This window comes from Halobacillus sp. ABH2_015 (assembly GCF_056158945.1).
Genome location: NZ_JBSWUG010000002.1, coordinates 743,863 through 762,040, shown reverse-complemented (window position 1 = coordinate 762,040; position 18,178 = coordinate 743,863). Strand labels below are relative to the sequence as shown.

Annotated in this window: 16 protein-coding genes and 1 tRNA gene; 2 read left to right on the top strand and 15 right to left on the bottom strand. The window is 48.0% G+C overall.

Annotated features, from left to right (window positions below; translation table 11 throughout):
• Positions 1-53: 53 nt before the first annotated feature.
• The 4 genes from ACXAD6_RS03885 to ACXAD6_RS03870 form a co-directional block, all read right to left on the bottom strand.
• Complete coding sequence (locus ACXAD6_RS03885; RefSeq protein WP_474967712.1) at positions 54-2,153, bottom strand: RNA degradosome polyphosphate kinase; 2,100 nt, start codon at positions 2,151-2,153, stop codon at positions 54-56.
• Positions 2,154-2,332: 179 nt separating this feature from the next.
• Positions 2,333-3,868 (bottom strand): Ppx/GppA phosphatase family protein, encoded by a 1,536-nt coding sequence (locus tag ACXAD6_RS03880; RefSeq protein WP_474967711.1) that lies wholly within the window; start codon positions 3,866-3,868, stop codon positions 2,333-2,335.
• A gap of 82 nt (positions 3,869-3,950) precedes the next feature.
• Positions 3,951-5,846, bottom strand: a complete 1,896-nt coding sequence (locus ACXAD6_RS03875) for a PrkA family serine protein kinase (RefSeq protein WP_474967710.1) — start codon at positions 5,844-5,846, stop codon at positions 3,951-3,953.
• Positions 5,847-6,670: 824 nt separating this feature from the next.
• Positions 6,671-6,856 carry a hypothetical protein gene (locus ACXAD6_RS03870; RefSeq protein ID WP_027956630.1) on the bottom strand — a complete coding sequence of 62 codons (186 nt, stop codon included), beginning with the start codon at positions 6,854-6,856 and terminating at the stop codon, positions 6,671-6,673.
• Positions 6,857-7,047: 191 nt separating this feature from the next.
• Between ACXAD6_RS03870 and ACXAD6_RS03865 the strand changes: the two genes are divergently transcribed.
• Positions 7,048-7,863 carry a lipoate--protein ligase family protein gene (locus tag ACXAD6_RS03865; RefSeq protein ID WP_474967709.1) on the top strand — a complete coding sequence of 272 codons (816 nt, stop codon included), beginning with the start codon at positions 7,048-7,050 and terminating at the stop codon, positions 7,861-7,863.
• A gap of 21 nt (positions 7,864-7,884) precedes the next feature.
• Positions 7,885-8,829 (top strand): lipoyl synthase, encoded by a 945-nt coding sequence (lipA, locus tag ACXAD6_RS03860; RefSeq protein ID WP_027956632.1) that lies wholly within the window; start codon positions 7,885-7,887, stop codon positions 8,827-8,829.
• A 43-nt stretch (positions 8,830-8,872) separates the two neighbouring features.
• Here lipA and ACXAD6_RS03855 read toward each other — a convergent pair whose 3' ends face one another.
• From ACXAD6_RS03855 to ACXAD6_RS03805, 11 genes are all read right to left on the bottom strand, one after another.
• Entirely contained in the window at positions 8,873-9,130 is a 258-nt protein-coding gene (locus ACXAD6_RS03855) for a hypothetical protein (RefSeq protein WP_206936089.1), read from the bottom strand.
• 316 nt (positions 9,131-9,446) lie between these two features.
• Complete coding sequence (locus ACXAD6_RS03850) at positions 9,447-9,923, bottom strand: tRNA (cytidine(34)-2'-O)-methyltransferase (protein WP_474967708.1); 477 nt, start codon at positions 9,921-9,923, stop codon at positions 9,447-9,449.
• Between the two features lie 51 nt (positions 9,924-9,974).
• Positions 9,975-10,844, bottom strand: coding sequence for an amidase domain-containing protein (locus ACXAD6_RS03845; protein WP_474967707.1), 870 nt, complete (start codon positions 10,842-10,844; stop codon positions 9,975-9,977).
• 68 nt (positions 10,845-10,912) lie between these two features.
• Positions 10,913-11,455 (bottom strand): methylated-DNA--[protein]-cysteine S-methyltransferase, encoded by a 543-nt coding sequence (locus tag ACXAD6_RS03840; protein ID WP_027956636.1) that lies wholly within the window; start codon positions 11,453-11,455, stop codon positions 10,913-10,915.
• Between the two features lie 75 nt (positions 11,456-11,530).
• Positions 11,531-12,661 carry a tRNA epoxyqueuosine(34) reductase QueG gene (queG, locus tag ACXAD6_RS03835; RefSeq protein WP_474967706.1) on the bottom strand — a complete coding sequence of 377 codons (1,131 nt, stop codon included), beginning with the start codon at positions 12,659-12,661 and terminating at the stop codon, positions 11,531-11,533.
• Positions 12,662-12,677: 16 nt separating this feature from the next.
• Positions 12,678-14,387 (bottom strand): ABC-ATPase domain-containing protein, encoded by a 1,710-nt coding sequence (locus tag ACXAD6_RS03830; protein WP_474967705.1) that lies wholly within the window; start codon positions 14,385-14,387, stop codon positions 12,678-12,680.
• Between the two features lie 140 nt (positions 14,388-14,527).
• Positions 14,528-14,601, bottom strand: a tRNA-Gly gene (locus ACXAD6_RS03825).
• Positions 14,602-15,118: 517 nt separating this feature from the next.
• Complete coding sequence (locus ACXAD6_RS03820; protein WP_474967704.1) at positions 15,119-15,571, bottom strand: hypothetical protein; 453 nt, start codon at positions 15,569-15,571, stop codon at positions 15,119-15,121.
• Positions 15,572-15,745: 174 nt separating this feature from the next.
• On the bottom strand, positions 15,746-16,264 hold the full coding sequence (locus tag ACXAD6_RS03815) for a hypothetical protein (RefSeq protein WP_474967703.1): 519 nt from the start codon (positions 16,262-16,264) through the stop codon (positions 15,746-15,748).
• 136 nt (positions 16,265-16,400) lie between these two features.
• Complete coding sequence (locus tag ACXAD6_RS03810; RefSeq protein ID WP_474970359.1) at positions 16,401-17,573, bottom strand: TraB/GumN family protein; 1,173 nt, start codon at positions 17,571-17,573, stop codon at positions 16,401-16,403.
• 139 nt (positions 17,574-17,712) lie between these two features.
• Entirely contained in the window at positions 17,713-18,147 is a 435-nt protein-coding gene (locus ACXAD6_RS03805; RefSeq protein WP_474967702.1) for an endonuclease domain-containing protein, read from the bottom strand.
• Between the last annotated feature and the right edge of the window lie 31 nt (positions 18,148-18,178).

The window sequence follows — 18,178 nt, the reverse complement described above, 5'->3', positions numbered from 1 at the left end:
TAACAAGAAAGGCGCACCCTTTGGTACGCCTTTTTACTTTTTACTGGTAAAGATTATTCCTCATCCTCAAGAACCCGGTAGGCCATATCGAAAAACTTCATCTGGCTGTTGATACGCACCTGGTTTTTCTCAGGCTGTACGTACTCATAACTGCCGTCGTTCTTCTGCTCCCTCGCCTTGATGTTATCATTCAGCATGATGGACAGGATTTTCTTCAGCCGGGTTTTCACAGAAGGCTCGTGAATCGGGAAAAGCAGTTCAACGCGTTTCACCATATTTCGAGTCATCATATCCGCAGAGGAAAGGAACAGGCGGTCGTCCCCGTTGTGATGGAAATAATAAATCCGGCTGTGCTCCAGGAAGCGTCCGACAATGCTGTACACGCGGATATTGTCACTGACGCCTTCAATGCCGGGCCTCAAGCAGCAGATCCCGCGGACGATCAGGTCGACCTGTACGCCTGCCTGGGAAGCTTCGTACATTTTCATGATCAGGTTTTTGTCCGTAAGCGAGTTCATCTTCGCTATGATCCGGCCGTTTCCGTGCTGCTTATGGAAGCGGATTTCATTGTTCATGTAGCGGATAAAGTCATTCCGGATATCAAATGGAGCCATAGACAAGTGATGGAACTCCGGTTTCTCCGTAAAACCGCTCAAGTAATTGAAGAAGTGCGTCGCATCTATCCCGAACTTCCGCTTCGACGTAATGATGCCCATATCGGTATACAGAGAAGCCGTCTGGTCGTTGTAGTTTCCGGTACCCAGGTGGACGAAGCGCTCGATCTTTTCTGCTTTTTTCCTGACGACAAGGGTGATTTTGCTGTGGGTTTTCAAGTAGGTCATGCCGTAAATGACGTGACACCCGGCTTTTTCGAGCTCCTTGGCCCACTGCACGTTGTTCTCTTCATCGAACCGCGCTTTCAGTTCAACAAGCACCGTCACCTGTTTCCCTTTCTCCGCTGCCCGCTTTAAAGCGTCTATAATCGGTGAATCTCCACTTACCCTGTACAGCGTCTGTTTGATGGCCAGCACGTATGGATCATCTGCCGCTTCCGCCACAAAATCGACGACAGGCTCAAAGGATTCATAAGGGTGGTGCAGGAAGATATCGCGGTTCTCCGCTGCTTCAAAGATATTCTCCTCCCCATCCAAATCACGCGGTGGCTGCGACATCAATGTCTCATAGTAAAGGTGATCCTTCACATCAGCAAACGTTTTATGGAACTTGAACAGGAACGTGAGATCAAGCGGACCGTTCGTAATGTACAGGTCATCACGATGAATTTCCAGGACGCTGAGCAGGAATTTGACCACTTTCTCTTCGTACTTGCCATCCCTTACTTCCAGACGGACGGCTGCGCCCCATTTGCGTTTTTTCAATTCTTTTTCGATTTCCTTCAGAAGATCCCGGGCACCTTCCTCATGGATTGTCATATCCGCATTTCTTGTGATCCGGAACTCTGAAACAGATTCCACTTTGTATCCTTTAAACAGTTTACCCATAAAATGGCTGATAATTTCCTCAAGAAGCACATATTGGTATTTATTTTCATGCTCCACCTGGACAAATCGATCCAGGACGGCCGGCACCTGGACAATCGCCGTCTTTGTTGTGTTCTCCGGATCGATTTCATCTTTAATGACGACAGCAAGGTTGATGGACTTGTTGAGAAGCATCGGAAACGGACGGTAGGCATCCACAGCCATCGGCGTCAGCACGGGAAAGATTTCCTCGTCAAAATATTTTTCGAAGCGGTTGATTTCCTCTTTCGTCAGATCCTCTATGGAAAGCAGGGAGATGCCTTCCTTCTCCAGTTCCGGCTTCATCGCCTGATAAGAGTCATACTGCTTCTTCACGTTGTTATGATTGATTTCCGAAATTTTCGCCAGCTGCTGCTTCGGAGTCAATCCGGCCTTGTTCTCCGGCTTGTTGAAACCGGCTTTTACCTGATCCTTCAATCCGGCTACCCGTACCATGAAAAATTCATCCAGGTTGGAGGATCCGATCGCTAAAAATTTCAAACGCTCAAGCAAAGGGTTATCCAAATCAAGAGCCTCATCAAGCACACGCTCATTAAAAGCGAGCCAGCTCAGCTCCCGGTTGTTATAAAATAATGGATTATTCAATTCCTGTGTCTTGTTTTCTGTTGACATTCCGCACACCCTTTACACATTTATTCCACTCCATATGTTAGTACGTCTCTATATCCTCTATATAAAACAAGTGTTAAGGTTTTGTAAAAAAATGATGAATTTTGCTGAATTTTGTTTTCTTTTAAGGTAGAATATTCCGAAATTAACAGCTGTGCATAAAAAGAAGCCCGCAGAGGGACTTACTTTTTATTTTCCACAAAAGACAGTTCTATAGTCTTTTTCAGTGACTTTTCCAAATGTTTTTTCTGTTTTTCCGCCTGATATTCCTCCGGCATCCATTCGCCGGAGCAGTGACACGTAATATGCAGGTCATGGCCTTCCTTCATCAGCGTAAGGCTTTGGATTGTCTGCCTGCGGGTGCTGTCGAGGCTGTAGCAGAACTTCAGAAGGGAGCCAAGAAGACGGAGCTTCTTCTGTTCATCCTTCAAAAACCACTTCTTATACGGCTGAAGGAACTGCTTGAAAATCGTTTTGTTCTTATAGGAGGCCATAAGCGCCATCCGCAGTCTCTCCATATGCATCAATCCGTCAATCGTCCGGTTGGCAAGCAGGTAGAAGGTATGCTGGGCACTCGCTTCACTGTCGATATAATCCCCCAGGTTGAACACATAGCTCGCCCTCTTCACTTCCTGCCAGTCCGATTTTTTCAAAGAACCGAGCCCTTTTTCATGGAGCTGGTAGAAAAGCTGATGAGCCAGATGCTGGACGTGCTGGATCTGTTTGACATTCAAGTCATAATCATTGATTAATTCCTGAATGCTCTCCTCCAGCACGTTCGGAAAAACCGATGTCCCCATATCCTTCGTCAGCTGTTCAAAAAAGACACCATCCCGAAGTCCTTTTCTGCTCAGAATGAATCCGGAAGCCTGCATGGTATCGTAAAGGGAATGGAACACTTCCGTCGCCGGCAGAATAATATCCGCCCGGTCTTTGGACAGCCCTTCCACCTTCTGCAGCTTCTTCATCGGCAGGGTGAATAAATAATTTTTTATAAAAGCGAGATCGCTGTCCTTCATTTTATATTGATGAAGGCCGGCCAGCGGGTACTCCTTCAGGTTCTGATCGATCTGTGCAAGGTTCCGCGCGCCACCGCCGATTCCGATCAATGGAATATCCTTCTTCTGCAGCCATGGCAGTGATTTGAACTGATCAAGCAGATACCGGCGCAAAGCCGCGAATTCATTCTCGGTCGGCAGTTCCTTTTTGAAGAAGTCCTGCTTCAACGTCAATGCTCCGAACGGGAAGCTGTACGATTCGATCAATTCACGGTCTTTAAAATATGTAACTTCGGTACTTCCCCCGCCAATATCCACGGTGATCCCTTCTGTAACTGGAGTGGAATTCACGACGGCCAGGTAACCGTAATACGCTTCTTCGTGATCCGATAAAATGCGCATGTCAAAACCGGTATGCTTGGAAACCTGGCTGATGATCTCCTCCTGGTTCCCCGCCTGGCGGACCGTAGCCGTAGCGACACACACCATTTCCTCAAGCGTATAGGATTCAGCAACTTCCTTGAAACTCTTCAGTGTCGTCAGCAGCGTCTGCAGCCCTTCGGTGGATAACAGACCATCCTTCGTTAAATGGTTCCGGAGACGTGCGACCGCTTTTACGTTCTCCACTTCACGCAGACGTCCACCTTTATCACGCAGATAAATCACTAGACGCATCGTGTTTGAACCTACATCAATAATTGCATAAAATTTCCTGGCCATGATTTCACCACTCTTCTTTTTTTGACATTATAACATAAAAAAGACCGCCCTCTTACCGAAAAGGAGGCGGTCTGATGAGGCATTACCTGTTCAACAGGCTGCCTACATATTTCAACAGTTCGTTCGCTGAGCTGGAGTTGTACCCATGCTCATCGACAAGGGTGGCAACGACTTCGTTAATCTTCTTCAGCTGCTGTTCATCCGGAGTCTTCGCCGACGTCGTAATTTTCACGACATCCTTCAGATCAGCAAACAGCTTCTTCTGAATGGCTTCGCGAAGACGCTCATGGGACTGGTAGTCAAACTTCTTGCCTTTACGTGCGTAGGCGGAGATCCGAATGAGAATTTCTTCACGGAAGGCTTTTTTCGCATTTTCCGAAACGCCGATCTGTTCTTCAATGGACCGCATGAGACGCTCATCCGGATTGAGTTCTTCACCCGTCAGCGGATCCCTCAGCTTCGCCTTGTTACAGTACGCTTCGACGTTATCCAGGTAATTGTCCATAAGCGTAACGGCGGATTCTTCATAGGAGTACACAAATGCTTTCTGCACTTCCTTCTTCGCAATTTCATCATACTCTTTTCTCGCCAGGGAAATGAAATCAAGGTACCTCTCCTTATCCTCACTGGATATGGAGGCGTGGCTTCCAAGTCCATCCTTCAAGGAACGGAGAACATCCAGTGCGTTGATCGATGTCAGTTCTTTCTTAATGATGGTGGATGATATGCGGTTGATCACGTACCGTGGATCGATCCCGCTCATTCCCTCATCGCCATGCTCCTTCTTCAGTTCCTCGACATCCACATCACTGAAGCCCTCTAGAATTTCGCCATCATAGAGTCTCATTTTCTTAAGCACATCGATGGACGCCTTTTTCGATTCTTTTAATCGTGTCAGGATCGTGAACATTGCTGCCACTCTTAACGTGTGCGGAGCAATATGGACATCGCGGATATCACTCTCTCTAATCATCTTTTCATAGATCCGCTCTTCCTGACTGACCCTCAAATTATACGGCACAGGCATGACGATCATCCGGGAGTGGAGCGCCTCATTCTTCTTGTTGGCAATAAAAGAACGGTATTCCGCTTCGTTCGTATGAGCTACAATTAATTCATCCGCTGAGATCAGGGCAAAACGGCCAGCCTTGAAGTTCCCTTCCTGTGTCAGGCTGAGCAGGTGCCAGAGGAACTTCTCATCACACTTCAGCATTTCCTGGAACTCCATCATGCCACGGTTGGCCTTGTTCAGCTCTCCATCGAACCGGTAAGCACGCGGATCCGATTCCGACCCGAATTGAGCAATGGTCGAGAAGTCAATCGAACCGGTCAAGTCGGCAATATCCTGGGACTTCGGATCAGACGGACTGAAGGTACCAATGCCTGTACGCTTATCCTCTGAGAAAAAGATCCGTTCCACTAAAACGTCCTCAATTCTTCCTCCATACTCCGTTTCCACACGCATCGTATTTAACGGAGACAAACTTCCTTCAATACGGATGCCATACTCATCCTGAAAATCCTTGCGCAGATGGCTCGGGATCAGATGCAGCGGATCTTCATGCATTGGACAGCCCTTGATGGCAAAGACAGCCCCTTCATCCGTATGCGTGTACTTTTCCAATCCCCGCTTCATCAAGTTTACAAGTGTGGATTTCCCGCCACTGACAGGTCCCATCAATAATAGAATACGTTTGCGGACATCCAGTCTTCTCGCTGCCGGGTGGAAATATTCCTCCACCAGCTTTTCCATCGCTTCATCCAGTCCGTAGATATCATCATCAAAGAACTTATAACGCTTATGATCATGCGCTTCTTCCACACCAGCACTTTTAACCATATTGTAAACGCGGGAATGAGCGGATTGTGCTAAATACGGCCGCTCTCTCAACAGCTCCAAGTATTCAGCAAACGTTCCTTCCCACTTCAGTTCTTCCTCGTATTCCCGGTGGTCTTGTATCTTCTTTAAAATGTCCACTTCGCGACCTCCCCCGTCGTAAGAGACGAATTTTAATACATCCTATGCCTGGCTCATGTAAAACATGTGTGAATCAAAGAAATGTGGAAGCGGCTTGGTCAGTCCCGTCAAGCATAAGACCAGCACCGCCGTGGAGCGCTTTTCTCCACAGAGGTGATGGACTTATGACCTCGAGGGACTAGCCGCTGCAACTGGACAAAGACTGAAATGCGGAAGCACCCTGATAGATGCGACAAGCATAAGACAAGGATCGGAGTGAAGCGTTCTTCCTTCACGGAGATCATTGACTTATGTCTCGAGCATCTGGGTGCCGGAGCTGGACTACAAAAAAGAAATGTGGAAGCGGCTTGGTCAGTCCCAACAAGCATAAGACCAGCACCGCCGTGGAGGGCTTTTCTCCACAGAGGTGTTGGACTTATGACCTCGAGGGACTAGCCGCTGCAACTGGACAAAGACTGAAATGCGGAAGCACCCTGATAGATGCGACAAGCATAAGACAAGGATTGCAGTGAAGCGTTCTTTCTTCACGGAGATCATTGACTTATGTCTCGAGCATCTGGGTGCCGGAGCTGGACTACAAAAAAAGAAATGTGGAAGCGGCTTGGTCAGTCCCGACTAGCCTGTGCAAAGAACCAAAACATCCATCATGAAAGAGCTGCAGGAACCTTACAACTACAACAACGAACCCGTTCGACTTGTCCCCTTGCGGTGTTGCCTATCCAGTGATTTTACGTCATTTTGACCTGCACCCTGCAGGGTAGAAGGACAGCCCCTCTACTTAAACCTATGCCGCTGCCCGTCATTTATGAAAAAAGAGGACGGAATCAATCTCCGTCCTCTTCCACATCTTTCCCTTCCATATAGCTTTTCCTTTTGGCAAGTCCCATGACGAGGAACAAAATAAATAAGAATAAATTCAGCCAGCGGTAATCGTCGTAAAAAATAGCAAGGATGGCCCAGATGGATGCACTGATTAAAAAAAGCACGCTGGACAGCAAGGTTTGATTCATCATAATCCCTCCTCTTCTCATTATATAGTCATATACCGAATCTGAGGCTGTAAATTCTTCAGCCTAAAGTCCTAATAAATTCCCGGAAGAAGGATTTACTATATTTTGACATGCCCTTGTCCGATTGTTAGAATTGTTTTGACTATTTTACTTTGATAAAGTACTCACTCAAAAAGAAAGAAGGACTGCATATGGAAACATGGTACTTTGTCGATTCAGGCCATTGTACACCTGCCATCAACATGGCACTGGACGAGGCCCTTATGAATTGGCACCGGGAAGGGGCCATCCCGCCTGTTCTGCGTTTTTACGGCTGGGAACCTGCCGGGCTGTCTGTTGGTTATTTTCAAAAAGTAAAAGGAAAAATTGACTTGGATGGCGTTCAAAAGCATGGGTATCAGCTCGTCCGCCGTCAAACGGGCGGCCGTGCGGTATTACATGACCATGAACTTACATATAGTGTCATCGTATCGGAAAAACACGAGGACATGCCGGATTCCGTGAAAGAAGCCTATCTCGTCATTTCCAAGGGCCTGCTTGAAGGGTTCAGGAACCTGAACATTGATGCAGACTTTGCTGTTCCTGAAGGCAGGCTGGATGTGAACGGGTCAGCTGTCTGTTTTGAAGAACCGTCCTGGTATGAATTGATTGTCGATGGAAAAAAAGCGGCGGGAAGTGCACAGACTAGAAAACGCGGCATCATCCTGCAGCACGGGTCCATCCCGATTGAAGTGGATGATGGGAAGCTTTTTGATATGTTTGTTTACAAAAATGAACGCATCAAGGAAAGAGCCCGCAAAGCTTTCGGCAGCAAAGCCATTGCCGTCAACGAAATCCTCGAAGAGCCTGTGTCTTTCGAAGAAACAAAACATGCATTTAAACAAGGATTTGAACAAGGATTGAATGTTCACCTGGAGCCCTTCCACCTGTCTGAGGAACAATGGGACGAGGTAAGGAAAATCGCCCGGGAACGCTACGAAACAGATGAATGGAACTACGCCCGCTGAGCGGGATAAGGAGTGGTGAACGTGAGTAAAAACCAGGAATACATAAGAAAGCCGGAATGGCTGAAAATCAAGATCAACACCAACAAATCCTATACAGGTCTGAAGAAACTGATGCGCGAGAAGAAATTGAACACGGTGTGCGAGGAAGCACGCTGCCCGAACATCCACGAATGCTGGAGTGAACGGAAAACCGCTACCTTCATGATCCTGGGGGATACATGTACACGCGGTTGCCGTTTCTGTGCCGTTAAGACCGGGCTGCCGAACGAACTTGACTGGGGCGAGCCGGAGCGTGTTGCGGAATCCGTTGAAATCATGGGACTGAAACACGTCGTTGTTACAGCGGTTGCCCGTGATGACTTGAACGACGGCGGTGCTGCTGTATTCGGTGAAACCGTGAAGGCAATCCGCCGCCGGGTACCGGGATGCACCGTGGAAATTCTTCCTTCTGATATGAAAGGTGATTATGAAAGCCTGCATACCTTGATGGAGGGCGAGCCGGATATTTTCAACCACAACATTGAAACCGTCCGCCGTCTGACGAAGAAAGTCCGTGCACGCGCCATGTATGACCGTTCTCTTGAGCTGCTCCGCCGTGTGAAGGAAATCCGTCCGAATACACCGACGAAGTCCAGCCTGATGGTCGGTCTTGGCGAGACGAAAGAGGAAATCATCGAAGCGATGGATGATCTGCTTGCTCATAACGTCGACATCATGACCATCGGCCAGTACCTGCAGCCGACGAAAAAACACTTGAACGTGGAACGCTACTACCATCCGGATGAATTCGAGGAACTGAAACAGATTGCCCTTGAAAAAGGATTCAAGCACTGTGAAGCAGGCCCGATGGTCCGCTCCTCCTATCATGCGGATGAACAGGTGAACAGCACCTCCGCCCAGCGACGGATCAAGTACATGCAGGGCTATGAGTCCCAAGGAAAAGAACTCGACACAACGAACTTCTAAACAAAATCCCCTTCTCCTGAATCAGGAGAAGGGGATTTATTGATTACCAGAAACCTCCGTACGGGGGACGGCCGTAATAACCTCCGCCTCCGCCTCCATAATAAGGCGGGCGTCCGTAATAAGGAGGTGGATAGCCATAACCGCCGCCGCCAAATCCTCCGTACAAACCTGGAGCCAGGGCACCGCCTAAAAAGCCACCCAGTAACCCACCGGCAAAGGGGCCGAAAAAGAAGAAACGCTCTTCTTCATTCCGGAAGTCTTCTTCTATTCCATAAGGATAAGCATATGGATACTGATTCACTCGTTCTCCTCCTATCCATTCCTGTGGTTATTCACCTACTCTTCACTCTATGTCACCAGCCCGGCCATCGTATAGGCATCTGTCACCAGGGATAGGATAAAATTAACTGTAAGCCCATTCACACCTCGAATAAAATGGGGTATACTTAAAAAAGAAACGCTTGTCTGGCTAGAAAAGGAGGACTATTCATGAATGTAACCTTGATTATTCTCGTCTGCCTCGCATTTTTGACAGCTATCTTCTCAGCTGGATATGATACGAAGCCAGGGCCAAGAAAGTAAAAAAACGCACCCGATGGGGTGCGTTTTTTCATGTCTTATTTGATTAATCCCGGAAACCCCTGCTGCAGTAAAGCATTGAACAAAATGATCGATGCGGTATTAGATAAGTTCAACGAGCGGACTTCGCCGGTCATCGGAATCCGGAGGCAGCGGTCTTCAAGACCTGTTAAGAGCTCCTTCGGTATGCCGTCACTCTCCCGCCCGAAAACAAACAGCTGATCTTTTTTTGCATCACTGAAATCAAAATCAGCGTACGATTTCGTTCCGAAGTTTTCAATGTAGTAGAACTCGCCTTCTGGATAGTTCTCATACAACTCTTCGATCGAGTCATAGTAATGGACCGTCAGTTTAGGCCAGTAATCGAGACCCGCACGGCGCACCATTTTATCATCAGTCGAGAAACCGAGCGGACGGATCAGATGCAGGACACTATTTGTCGCCACACAGGTCCGACCGATATTTCCGGTATTGGCCGGAATTTCCGGCTGGAAAAGGACAATATGGTTAGGCATCACTTTCACCTCAGTCTAATCGTAGTCAACCAGACCATTATACCATATCGGTCACCCGTTAATTCTGAAAAATTTATACTGAATATCCGGCGTGTAAGCGGTAGAGTCCTCGTACGCCCAGTAGCGGTGCCGGCTGTTTGATGTATGAGCGTTGACCAGAGGCATCCCCTGGGCATCCTTTTTCACAACAAAAGTATTATGATCATACCGCCCGTTTCCTTGAAAGTCATAACAGATGACATCCCCCGGCGCGAGCTGATCCGCCGAGGATACTTCCACGGCTTTCAAGCCTTTACGCGATCCGCTTAAGTACCAGCGCAGCGCATGAGCCACAGTCCAGCTGTAGCTCCACGTTCCATTCCCGTACCACCACCCGCGCGTCCGGTCCCCGGCTCCCCTCATCGGTGCACCGCCGGCCCGCAGACATTGGGAAACGTAATTGGTGCAATCGACTTCAAACTTCTTATAAGCCGGGTTGTAGCTGTCCCACCAGCGGTCCGCATACCGCACAGCCTCCCGGCGGTTGTAGTCGAAGCGTGGATCATCCACCGGCTCTCTCTCCCCCATCTCGAATGTCAAAGGCAAGGAGGAATCCCCGGAGGCGGGAATCTCCGTCACGACTTCGTGATGCACCCACTTCCCTTTGGCCCACTGTCCACGACCTGTGTAGAACCCTTCTTCCAAAAAAACATGGCGCCCACTTTTTACAAGCATGGTCAAATGCAGGTCATAAGCAACATCCACGACGTGATCATAAGCCTTTCTGTGAAAAGGGTAAATTCGGAAAGTCATCCGCTGGAGCTTGTGACCGCGCGCTTCCATGCCTTCCATTTTCCGCTTCAACCATCCTTCTTCCTCCTGATCGAAAATCCGGTCCAGCACTTTCTGCCAGTAACGCTTGATTTCCTCCGTGCTATTCATCCGCTTCCCCCCTCCTTCAGTATATGAAGAGGGGGGGAGGCCATGAAAAAAAGCCCCCGCAGGGACTTTTAATGTTGTATAGCTGTATGCTGTTTTTCGAAATCCAGCAGTTTTTCTTTTTTGTCCAGTCCGCCGGCATAACCGACGAGCTTTCCGTTGCTTCCAATGACACGGTGGCATGGCACAATGACAGAGAAAGGGTTTTTATTCACGGCCCCTCCGACAGCACGGATCGCCTGCGGAGAGTGCAGCGCTAAGGCTACATCCTTGTAGGAACGCGTTTCACCAAATGGGATCTGGTGAAGCAGTGTCTTCCACACTTTCCGCTGGAAATCTGTTCCGTAACAGTTGAGCGGAACATCAAACGCTGTGCGGATTCCCTGGAAGTATTCCTGCAGTTCTTTTTCTGTCTGAACAATCAATGAATGATCGGGGTCATAAACCAGTTCACCTTTTAGAAAATGCTTCCTTTTCCAAGATTGATAGGCTGGAAGTCGATCTTCATGGTGACCAAAATCAATGCGGCAGACTCCTTCATCATTGGCCAGGACAGTCATAGCCCCCAAAGGAGTTTGAAACGTGTCGTAATATAGAAAAGAATGATGGTTCATAGCCAACCCCTTCTTTATTAACAGTTTTTTCTATTATACTAGAGCTCTAGTGGATTGAAAAGGTACAGGAGTTGATTACGTTTGAAATTGCAGCCCTTTTTCCATTTCATACAAGACCTGTTCATCGTCTTCCTTTTCCATCGCTTTTTCAATGGCCTCAAAACATTCGGAACGGCCGATTTTCCCGAGTCCCCACGCGGCGGTTCCACGTATGACCGGCCTTGGGTCGTGATTCATTAAACGGATCAGTTCATCAACGGACGTTTCGTCACGGTAATGAGCCAGCGCCAGAATCGCATTCCGCTGAATCGGCTTTTTGCCCCGCCACGAGCCGGAAATGAACCCGAATTTCTCTTTGAACTCCCGGTTGGAAATGGACAGGAGCGGTGTAAGCTTCGGCTTGACAACCTCCGGATCCGGCTCGAATTCTTCATGATTATGAAAATCTTTCTTCCGGTTCTTTGGACAGACGGTCTGGCACGTATCGCAGCCATAGAGACGGTTGCCGATCACTGTGCGGAACTCATCAGGCAGAAAACCCTTCGTCTGCGTTAAAAAAGCGATACAGCGCTGAGCATTCAACTGGCCGCCCTGGACGAGGGCTCCGGTCGGGCAGGCGTCCACACAAATGTTGCAGTCGCCACAGCTGTCATCCACCGGCTCATCAGGAGCAAAAGGAATATTCGTTACAAGTTCTCCTAAATATACATATGAACCAAACTCCGGAGTGATCACGGCACAATTTTTTCCACTGAATCCAATCCCTGCACGCTCCGCTACAGCACGATCAGAGAGCTCCCCTGTATCCACCATGGATTTCAGTTCCACTTCCGGAAACCTCTCTTTTATAAAAGCACCGAGCTTGTGCAGCCGGTCCCGCAGCACATCATGATAGTCCTGTCCCCAGGAGGCCCGGCAGAAAATCCCCCGCCGTTCTCCCTTCACACTGCGCGGGGCATCTTTCACTTTTGAAGGATACGCAAGAGCAATGGAAATAATCGACTGCGCGCCCGGCAGAAGGCGGCCGGGCTCGGTCCGCTCGTCCACCTCCCCCTTTTCGAAACCGGACTGGTATCCGAGTTCCTGCTGGCGTTTCAATCGGGCTTTCAATTCTCCGAACACATCAGCAGAAGCAAATCCGATTTTATCGATGCCGATTTCTCTGCTGTAGGTGATCACTTCTTCTTTAAACTGATGAAAATCCACCCGGACGTTCTCCTTTCTAACGAATATCTTTCACGGCAGCTGTCCGAATCCGGTTCATAGCTGCTGCGATTTCAAATCTTCTTGGTCTCGCCAGCTCCCCTGGATGCTGGTCTTTAAACGGACCGAAGGAAGCGAGGCCTTTCGTGTCCAGCTGTTTTTCAATATGATCCAGAAGTTCCGGCAGACTCTGCTCAGCCTTCAGCCGGCCTTTTTTATCAAGATGCAGAAGGATATCGGCAATCAGACGTGTCTGTGAGGCATCGACCAGTTGTTCGACACCGGAAAGGTCGATATCTTCATGACCCATCAGCAGCTTGAACAGCCCTTTAGCCTGCACTTTTTCCTTCTTCCCTTTTCTCGTCTGCAGCGTATTCGGAAGAAAGGCACGCTGTGGAACGCTGCCGAAGTGTTCTTCCCCGGCCGTTTGTCTTTCTGACGGATACTTCGCGGCAATCTCTTTCGCTTTCTGCGTGACGTTGACCGGGACATACTGATCCATCATGATAACGTCATCCGCTGCCTGGAAGTAGTCGCCGGAACCTCCCATGACGAGAATCGTAGAAACATCAAGATCGTCTCTCATCTGTCTGATTTTATCAATGAACGGTGTGATCGGTTCTTTTTCCTTTACGACAAGCTCCTGCATCCGTTCATCACGGATCATGAAGTTGGTGGCACTCGTATCTTCATCAATCAGCAGTGTGCGTGCCCCCGCCTCAAGCGCCTCCATAACGTTGGCCGCCTGGGAGGTGCTTCCGCTCGCGTTTTCCGTAGAAAAAGCCGTCGTGTCCGTTCCGTGCGGAAGATTTTTAATAAACGGCGAAATATCCACCTTGGTGACCTGACGTCCATCTTCTGCTCTTACTTTCACACTGTCCGGATCTGTCAGGACATATTCACGTCCATCCCCTTTAATGTGAGGATACACCCCGCGCTCGATGGCATTCAAGAGGGTACTTTTACCATGGTATCCCCCGCCGACAATCAGGACGATCCCTTTTTTCAAGGCCATCCCTGTCAACGGCTCCTTACGATGGGGAATCGTGATTGAGACGCGGTTTTCCTCCGGGCTCTCAAAAGGAACGGCTTTTTTCATCGGACGCTGGCTCACTCCGCTCTCCCTTGGAAGAACCGCCCCGTCTGCCACGAAGGACATCCAGCCGTTTTCACGCATCGCCTCTAAAAGGACATCGTGCTGATCGGCAAGCTGACAAACTTCCTCCAGCTCGCTGTCTTTGACAGTAAACACAGACTGCTTCAGCATTTCCGGAATCACAGAAAAAAACAGCTTTTCCGCCTGCTTTCCATTGATGCGCCGACCATTTGCGGGCAGGCCGACCGTCAGGCAGATGATGATGTCTTCAGGCATCAGGGTAACCGCTGTCCGCTCTAAAATTTCCTGCCCCGGCTGATCGATGGCGACCATTCCGCTTTTTCCTGAGCCCTTCACACTGAACTGGGTTTTCTTAATCGTATCCGCTGCCGCTCTCGCAAAGGTATCTTCTGCGTACGTTTTTCGACTCTTCGTCTCTTTATATTCGGCAGGAACAGGGCGTCTGCTTTGAGGCACCTGTATCCTGATTTTCGATGGAGCCGCAAATGGATCTCCCTGCACATAGTCTATATGAAGCGTATAATCCTCGAAACTGTACGTCCCTTGAATCTGCTTATATCCTTTGTAACTCTTACCGTCGATCTGCTTCAGCATCGTTTGAAGTTTTTTCATTCCGGCATCCTCCTGTCTTCGTTCTATTATAGGTTGTATCCATTTTTCCGCATTAAAAAACGCAATGCTTCGTTACCCATTTAACGAAACACTGCGTTGGTTCACATAAGTATAAAAAATAATTGCATCACAATAGTGAATGGAGCGGGTGAAGGGAATCGAACCCTCATCATCAGCTTGGAAGGCTGAGGTTTTACCACTAAACTACACCCGCATATGAAGAGCTGAGTTGTCCGTACAACTTCCCTCATCTATATTTGTTATGATAACATCCGAATTCTATCGATGCAACATGATTTTTACGTTTTTTTGTCGAAATCTTAATAGCCGCTTTACAATGTTATGGGGTCATAGTTTAAAAGCCTGATAGGCCTACGATACCCGGATGGTCTCTTTTTTATACATATAAAAGCAGACTGCCGGGGGAAGCAGTCCGCCTGGACCTAATCCTTCTGCTTATGCTGGAAGACGTAGATGATGGAAAATACGAGAAAAGCGGTGAAATGCAGGGAGTCAATGAAGAGTTTAAACAGCTCAAACAGATCGGTTGTATTCATCTCAATCACCTCCACAATCCTGATGGACGAGGATGTGTGCGGGAGGAAAACTGCATCTGGAGAGGTATTCTAGCGCATGTAATGCCGGAGTCTTCTTATTGTCCCCGGACGTGCCGGCTTTATGCAGGCCAAATAAAAAGAAGAGCCATTTTAATGGCTCTTCCTCCGTCTGACTTATAGAATCAACGTGTTCTTCAAAGCAGCGATCAAGTTTTCAAAATCCTCATTCACCTGGGCAGCGACATCATTTTTCTTGTACTCCTCATCCTGCTCCATGGAACTGACAGGTTCAATGAGCACTGTCCGGTTTTCCATAAATACGATTTCAATTTTTCTAGGAGGTGTATTTTCATTGAGGCTGTATTCGTCGAAGTACTCCTTCATAGAAATGATTTTGTCCGCAAACAACGTTTCCTTTTTCAGTGACATATCCGGCGATAAGCTTAAGGCTGTCAGCGTGCGGTCATTTCTGTTCACAATAAACAGGTGCTGCTGATCCGAATCCAGAACTTCCAGGCAGCGGTAATTGTCTGACTCGAAGATTTCCTCGGTAAACTCCAAAACAGCGGCCGTTCTCAGTTTACTAAGCTTGTCTGTACTCAACCTATCTTTTACAGCAATGGACATAAATGAAGAACCTCCTTATTTGTTTTACATTTTCCACATCCCCGTTTTATCTCCATAAAAAACTGAAAAACAGCAAAATAAACAAAAATTACCATGTCATTGATGATGAATCATTCAAATGATTTACGATTTCGACAAAACGTGAGGAGACTCGCTCTCACCTGACAGCCACTCTCAAGACAACCGCTCAGAAATCAATTGGAAGGAAAGGACAGCTTCCTTATAAAAGTCGATTTTCTTGTCCTCCATCATCCGGTCCAGTTTGGACTCAGCACTGGAAGCAATCTGCTCAATCTTCTTATCATCCGTAAGCTCAATCAACCGCTTCAACATCTGCTTCTTCTGCTTTGTATCTTTTTCAATCGTTTTCCACTGCTCTTCCGTTTCCGCTTCCAGATCATTCAAATCATCCGTTACCCCTTTACCAAGGCCGGACACGAGTTCTTTCATCTCGTCATTGTCTTCAATCGTCCGGAGCATCTGATTATCCACGCGCTCATAATCCGGACGGTTCTCCTCTGTTTCCTCTTCCTGTTCAATAAAAACCTTCTCATAGCTTTGATCCTGCTGAATAATCGTCTGGGCGCTTTCCGTCTCCCCATGATTCTCCCGATCCATCTCTGTCAGCTGCCACACACCAAAACCAAGGAGAGCAATCCCAAGAATTGATGTGCCCTTTATAAACCTGCTCATATCCTCTCATTCCTTATTGCCCATATTTTCTCTGAATTTATATTATTCCGACAAACTCATGTCATCTAATTGTAACATTCGTTGAAAATACTGTAAATGAGCATAAAAAAAGAGAAGTCTGTCCTAGACTTCTCTTTTACAGGTTTTCAATAAATAAGCGGATCACATCAGCTCCACCAATGACTGTCCCAAGCGTACTTCCCAGATTCGCAAGCACGACTACAAGCAGAATTCTCGTTACTTTGTTCTGCCAGAAGCCTTTTACCGTCGTAACATCATCCGAAAGGGATTCAAAATCCCCCACATTCGGCCGTCGGAAATAGGCTTGTACAATCCCGGCAAACCAGCCGGCTGCAAGCAGAGGGTTCAGCGATGTGATCGGCGCAAGTAGAAATGCGGCCACAACTGCGAGCGGGTGTGCCAAGGCTGCCGCTGCTCCTATCGCTGAAAACGACCCGTTCCAAAGGATCCAGCTGATTGTCTGCTGGGTACCCGCGGCTGGATTGGAGAGGAATGTATATAAAATAATCGATAAAATTAATATCGGGATCGACCACCCGATGATTTTCGGCGCTTTTGATTTAGGCGGCCGTTTTTTCAACGCTTTCAAATCTTGATCGTTATAAATCTCTTTCTTAATCCCAGGCACGTGAGCCGCTCCGAGCACAGCAACCACTTTCTCTCCGGGCGCATCCTTGATTTTCTGAGCCAGATACTGATCCCGCTCATCAATCAACGGCTTCTTCAAGTCCGGGAAATGATCGGTCAAATCCTGAAGCATGCCATCCAGCATATCCTGGGACTTCATTTTCTCCAGCTCTTCCTCAGAAATTTTGTCATTGCTGAAAATGCCGTAGAAGATCGACATTAAGAGCTTCGACTTTCCACTCCAGCCAAGATTGCCCCAGATCCGGGAGAATGTCACCTGGATGTTCCGGTCGGCGAGCACCAGCTCTGCCCCTGTGTCTTCTGCAGATTCAATTCCCTGGATCATTTCCTGACCCGGCTGAATGCCAAACTGCTTCGCCATCCGCTTTTGGAACGATGAAACAGCGAGGTTCACTAATAACAGCGTCGCTTTTTTACTTTTAATCACTTCAAAGATGTCCGTATTCTTCCACCGGTCTCCGTCCCTGATGGACTGGTAGCGCTGTTCGTCCAGCTCCACACAGACAGCATCCGGCTGTTCCTGTTCAATGACCTGCTTCACCTGCTCCGCACTTTGTCTGGAGACGTGAGCCGTGCCGATCAGAATATATTCTTTTCCTTCTATCGTTAATCTGGTCAAGTTATCTTCCATAGCTGTCATAAAACCTTCCTTTACCAAGTACTCACCCTCCTGCCTGTTTCCCACAGAAACAAGACCCTCTCCATTGTATCAAAGATTCTGACCTTTTTAACAAAAAGAAAAAGCCAGAGGCCTCTCTGACTCGATCTCTTCTTCTTATTCAAGATCCTGCATGATGCCGTCCGGCCAGCTCCCTGCTGATTTTCTCCGCAATCCTCGAAATATCCTCTTCAATACGTGCCGCACTGAACCTCAGGACGGTCCACCCGTGATTTTTCAAAAAGGCATCCCTTTCCCATTCCATCTCCCACTCATCGGGAGACACCAAATACTCGTGCTCCACAGCTTCGATCGCAATTTTCAACTCAGGAAAAGCCATATCGATTATGAATTCCCCTTCCTGATAGTACTGCTGTGGATGCAGCCCATACTTGGACAATTCGCTGTGAAGCTTTTCAGCCAGCGCCTTCTTGGACACTTCCTTTTCAACCATCCGCTTGTCTTCAGCTTGACGGCGACTTGAAAAAATAAGTCCGAACGAGAACAATAGAAATAGAAAGAACAACAGTGTAGGAAAAAGTGTAGAATTCGTCATGTTTATCACCCATTACTATTCTATCCATCTA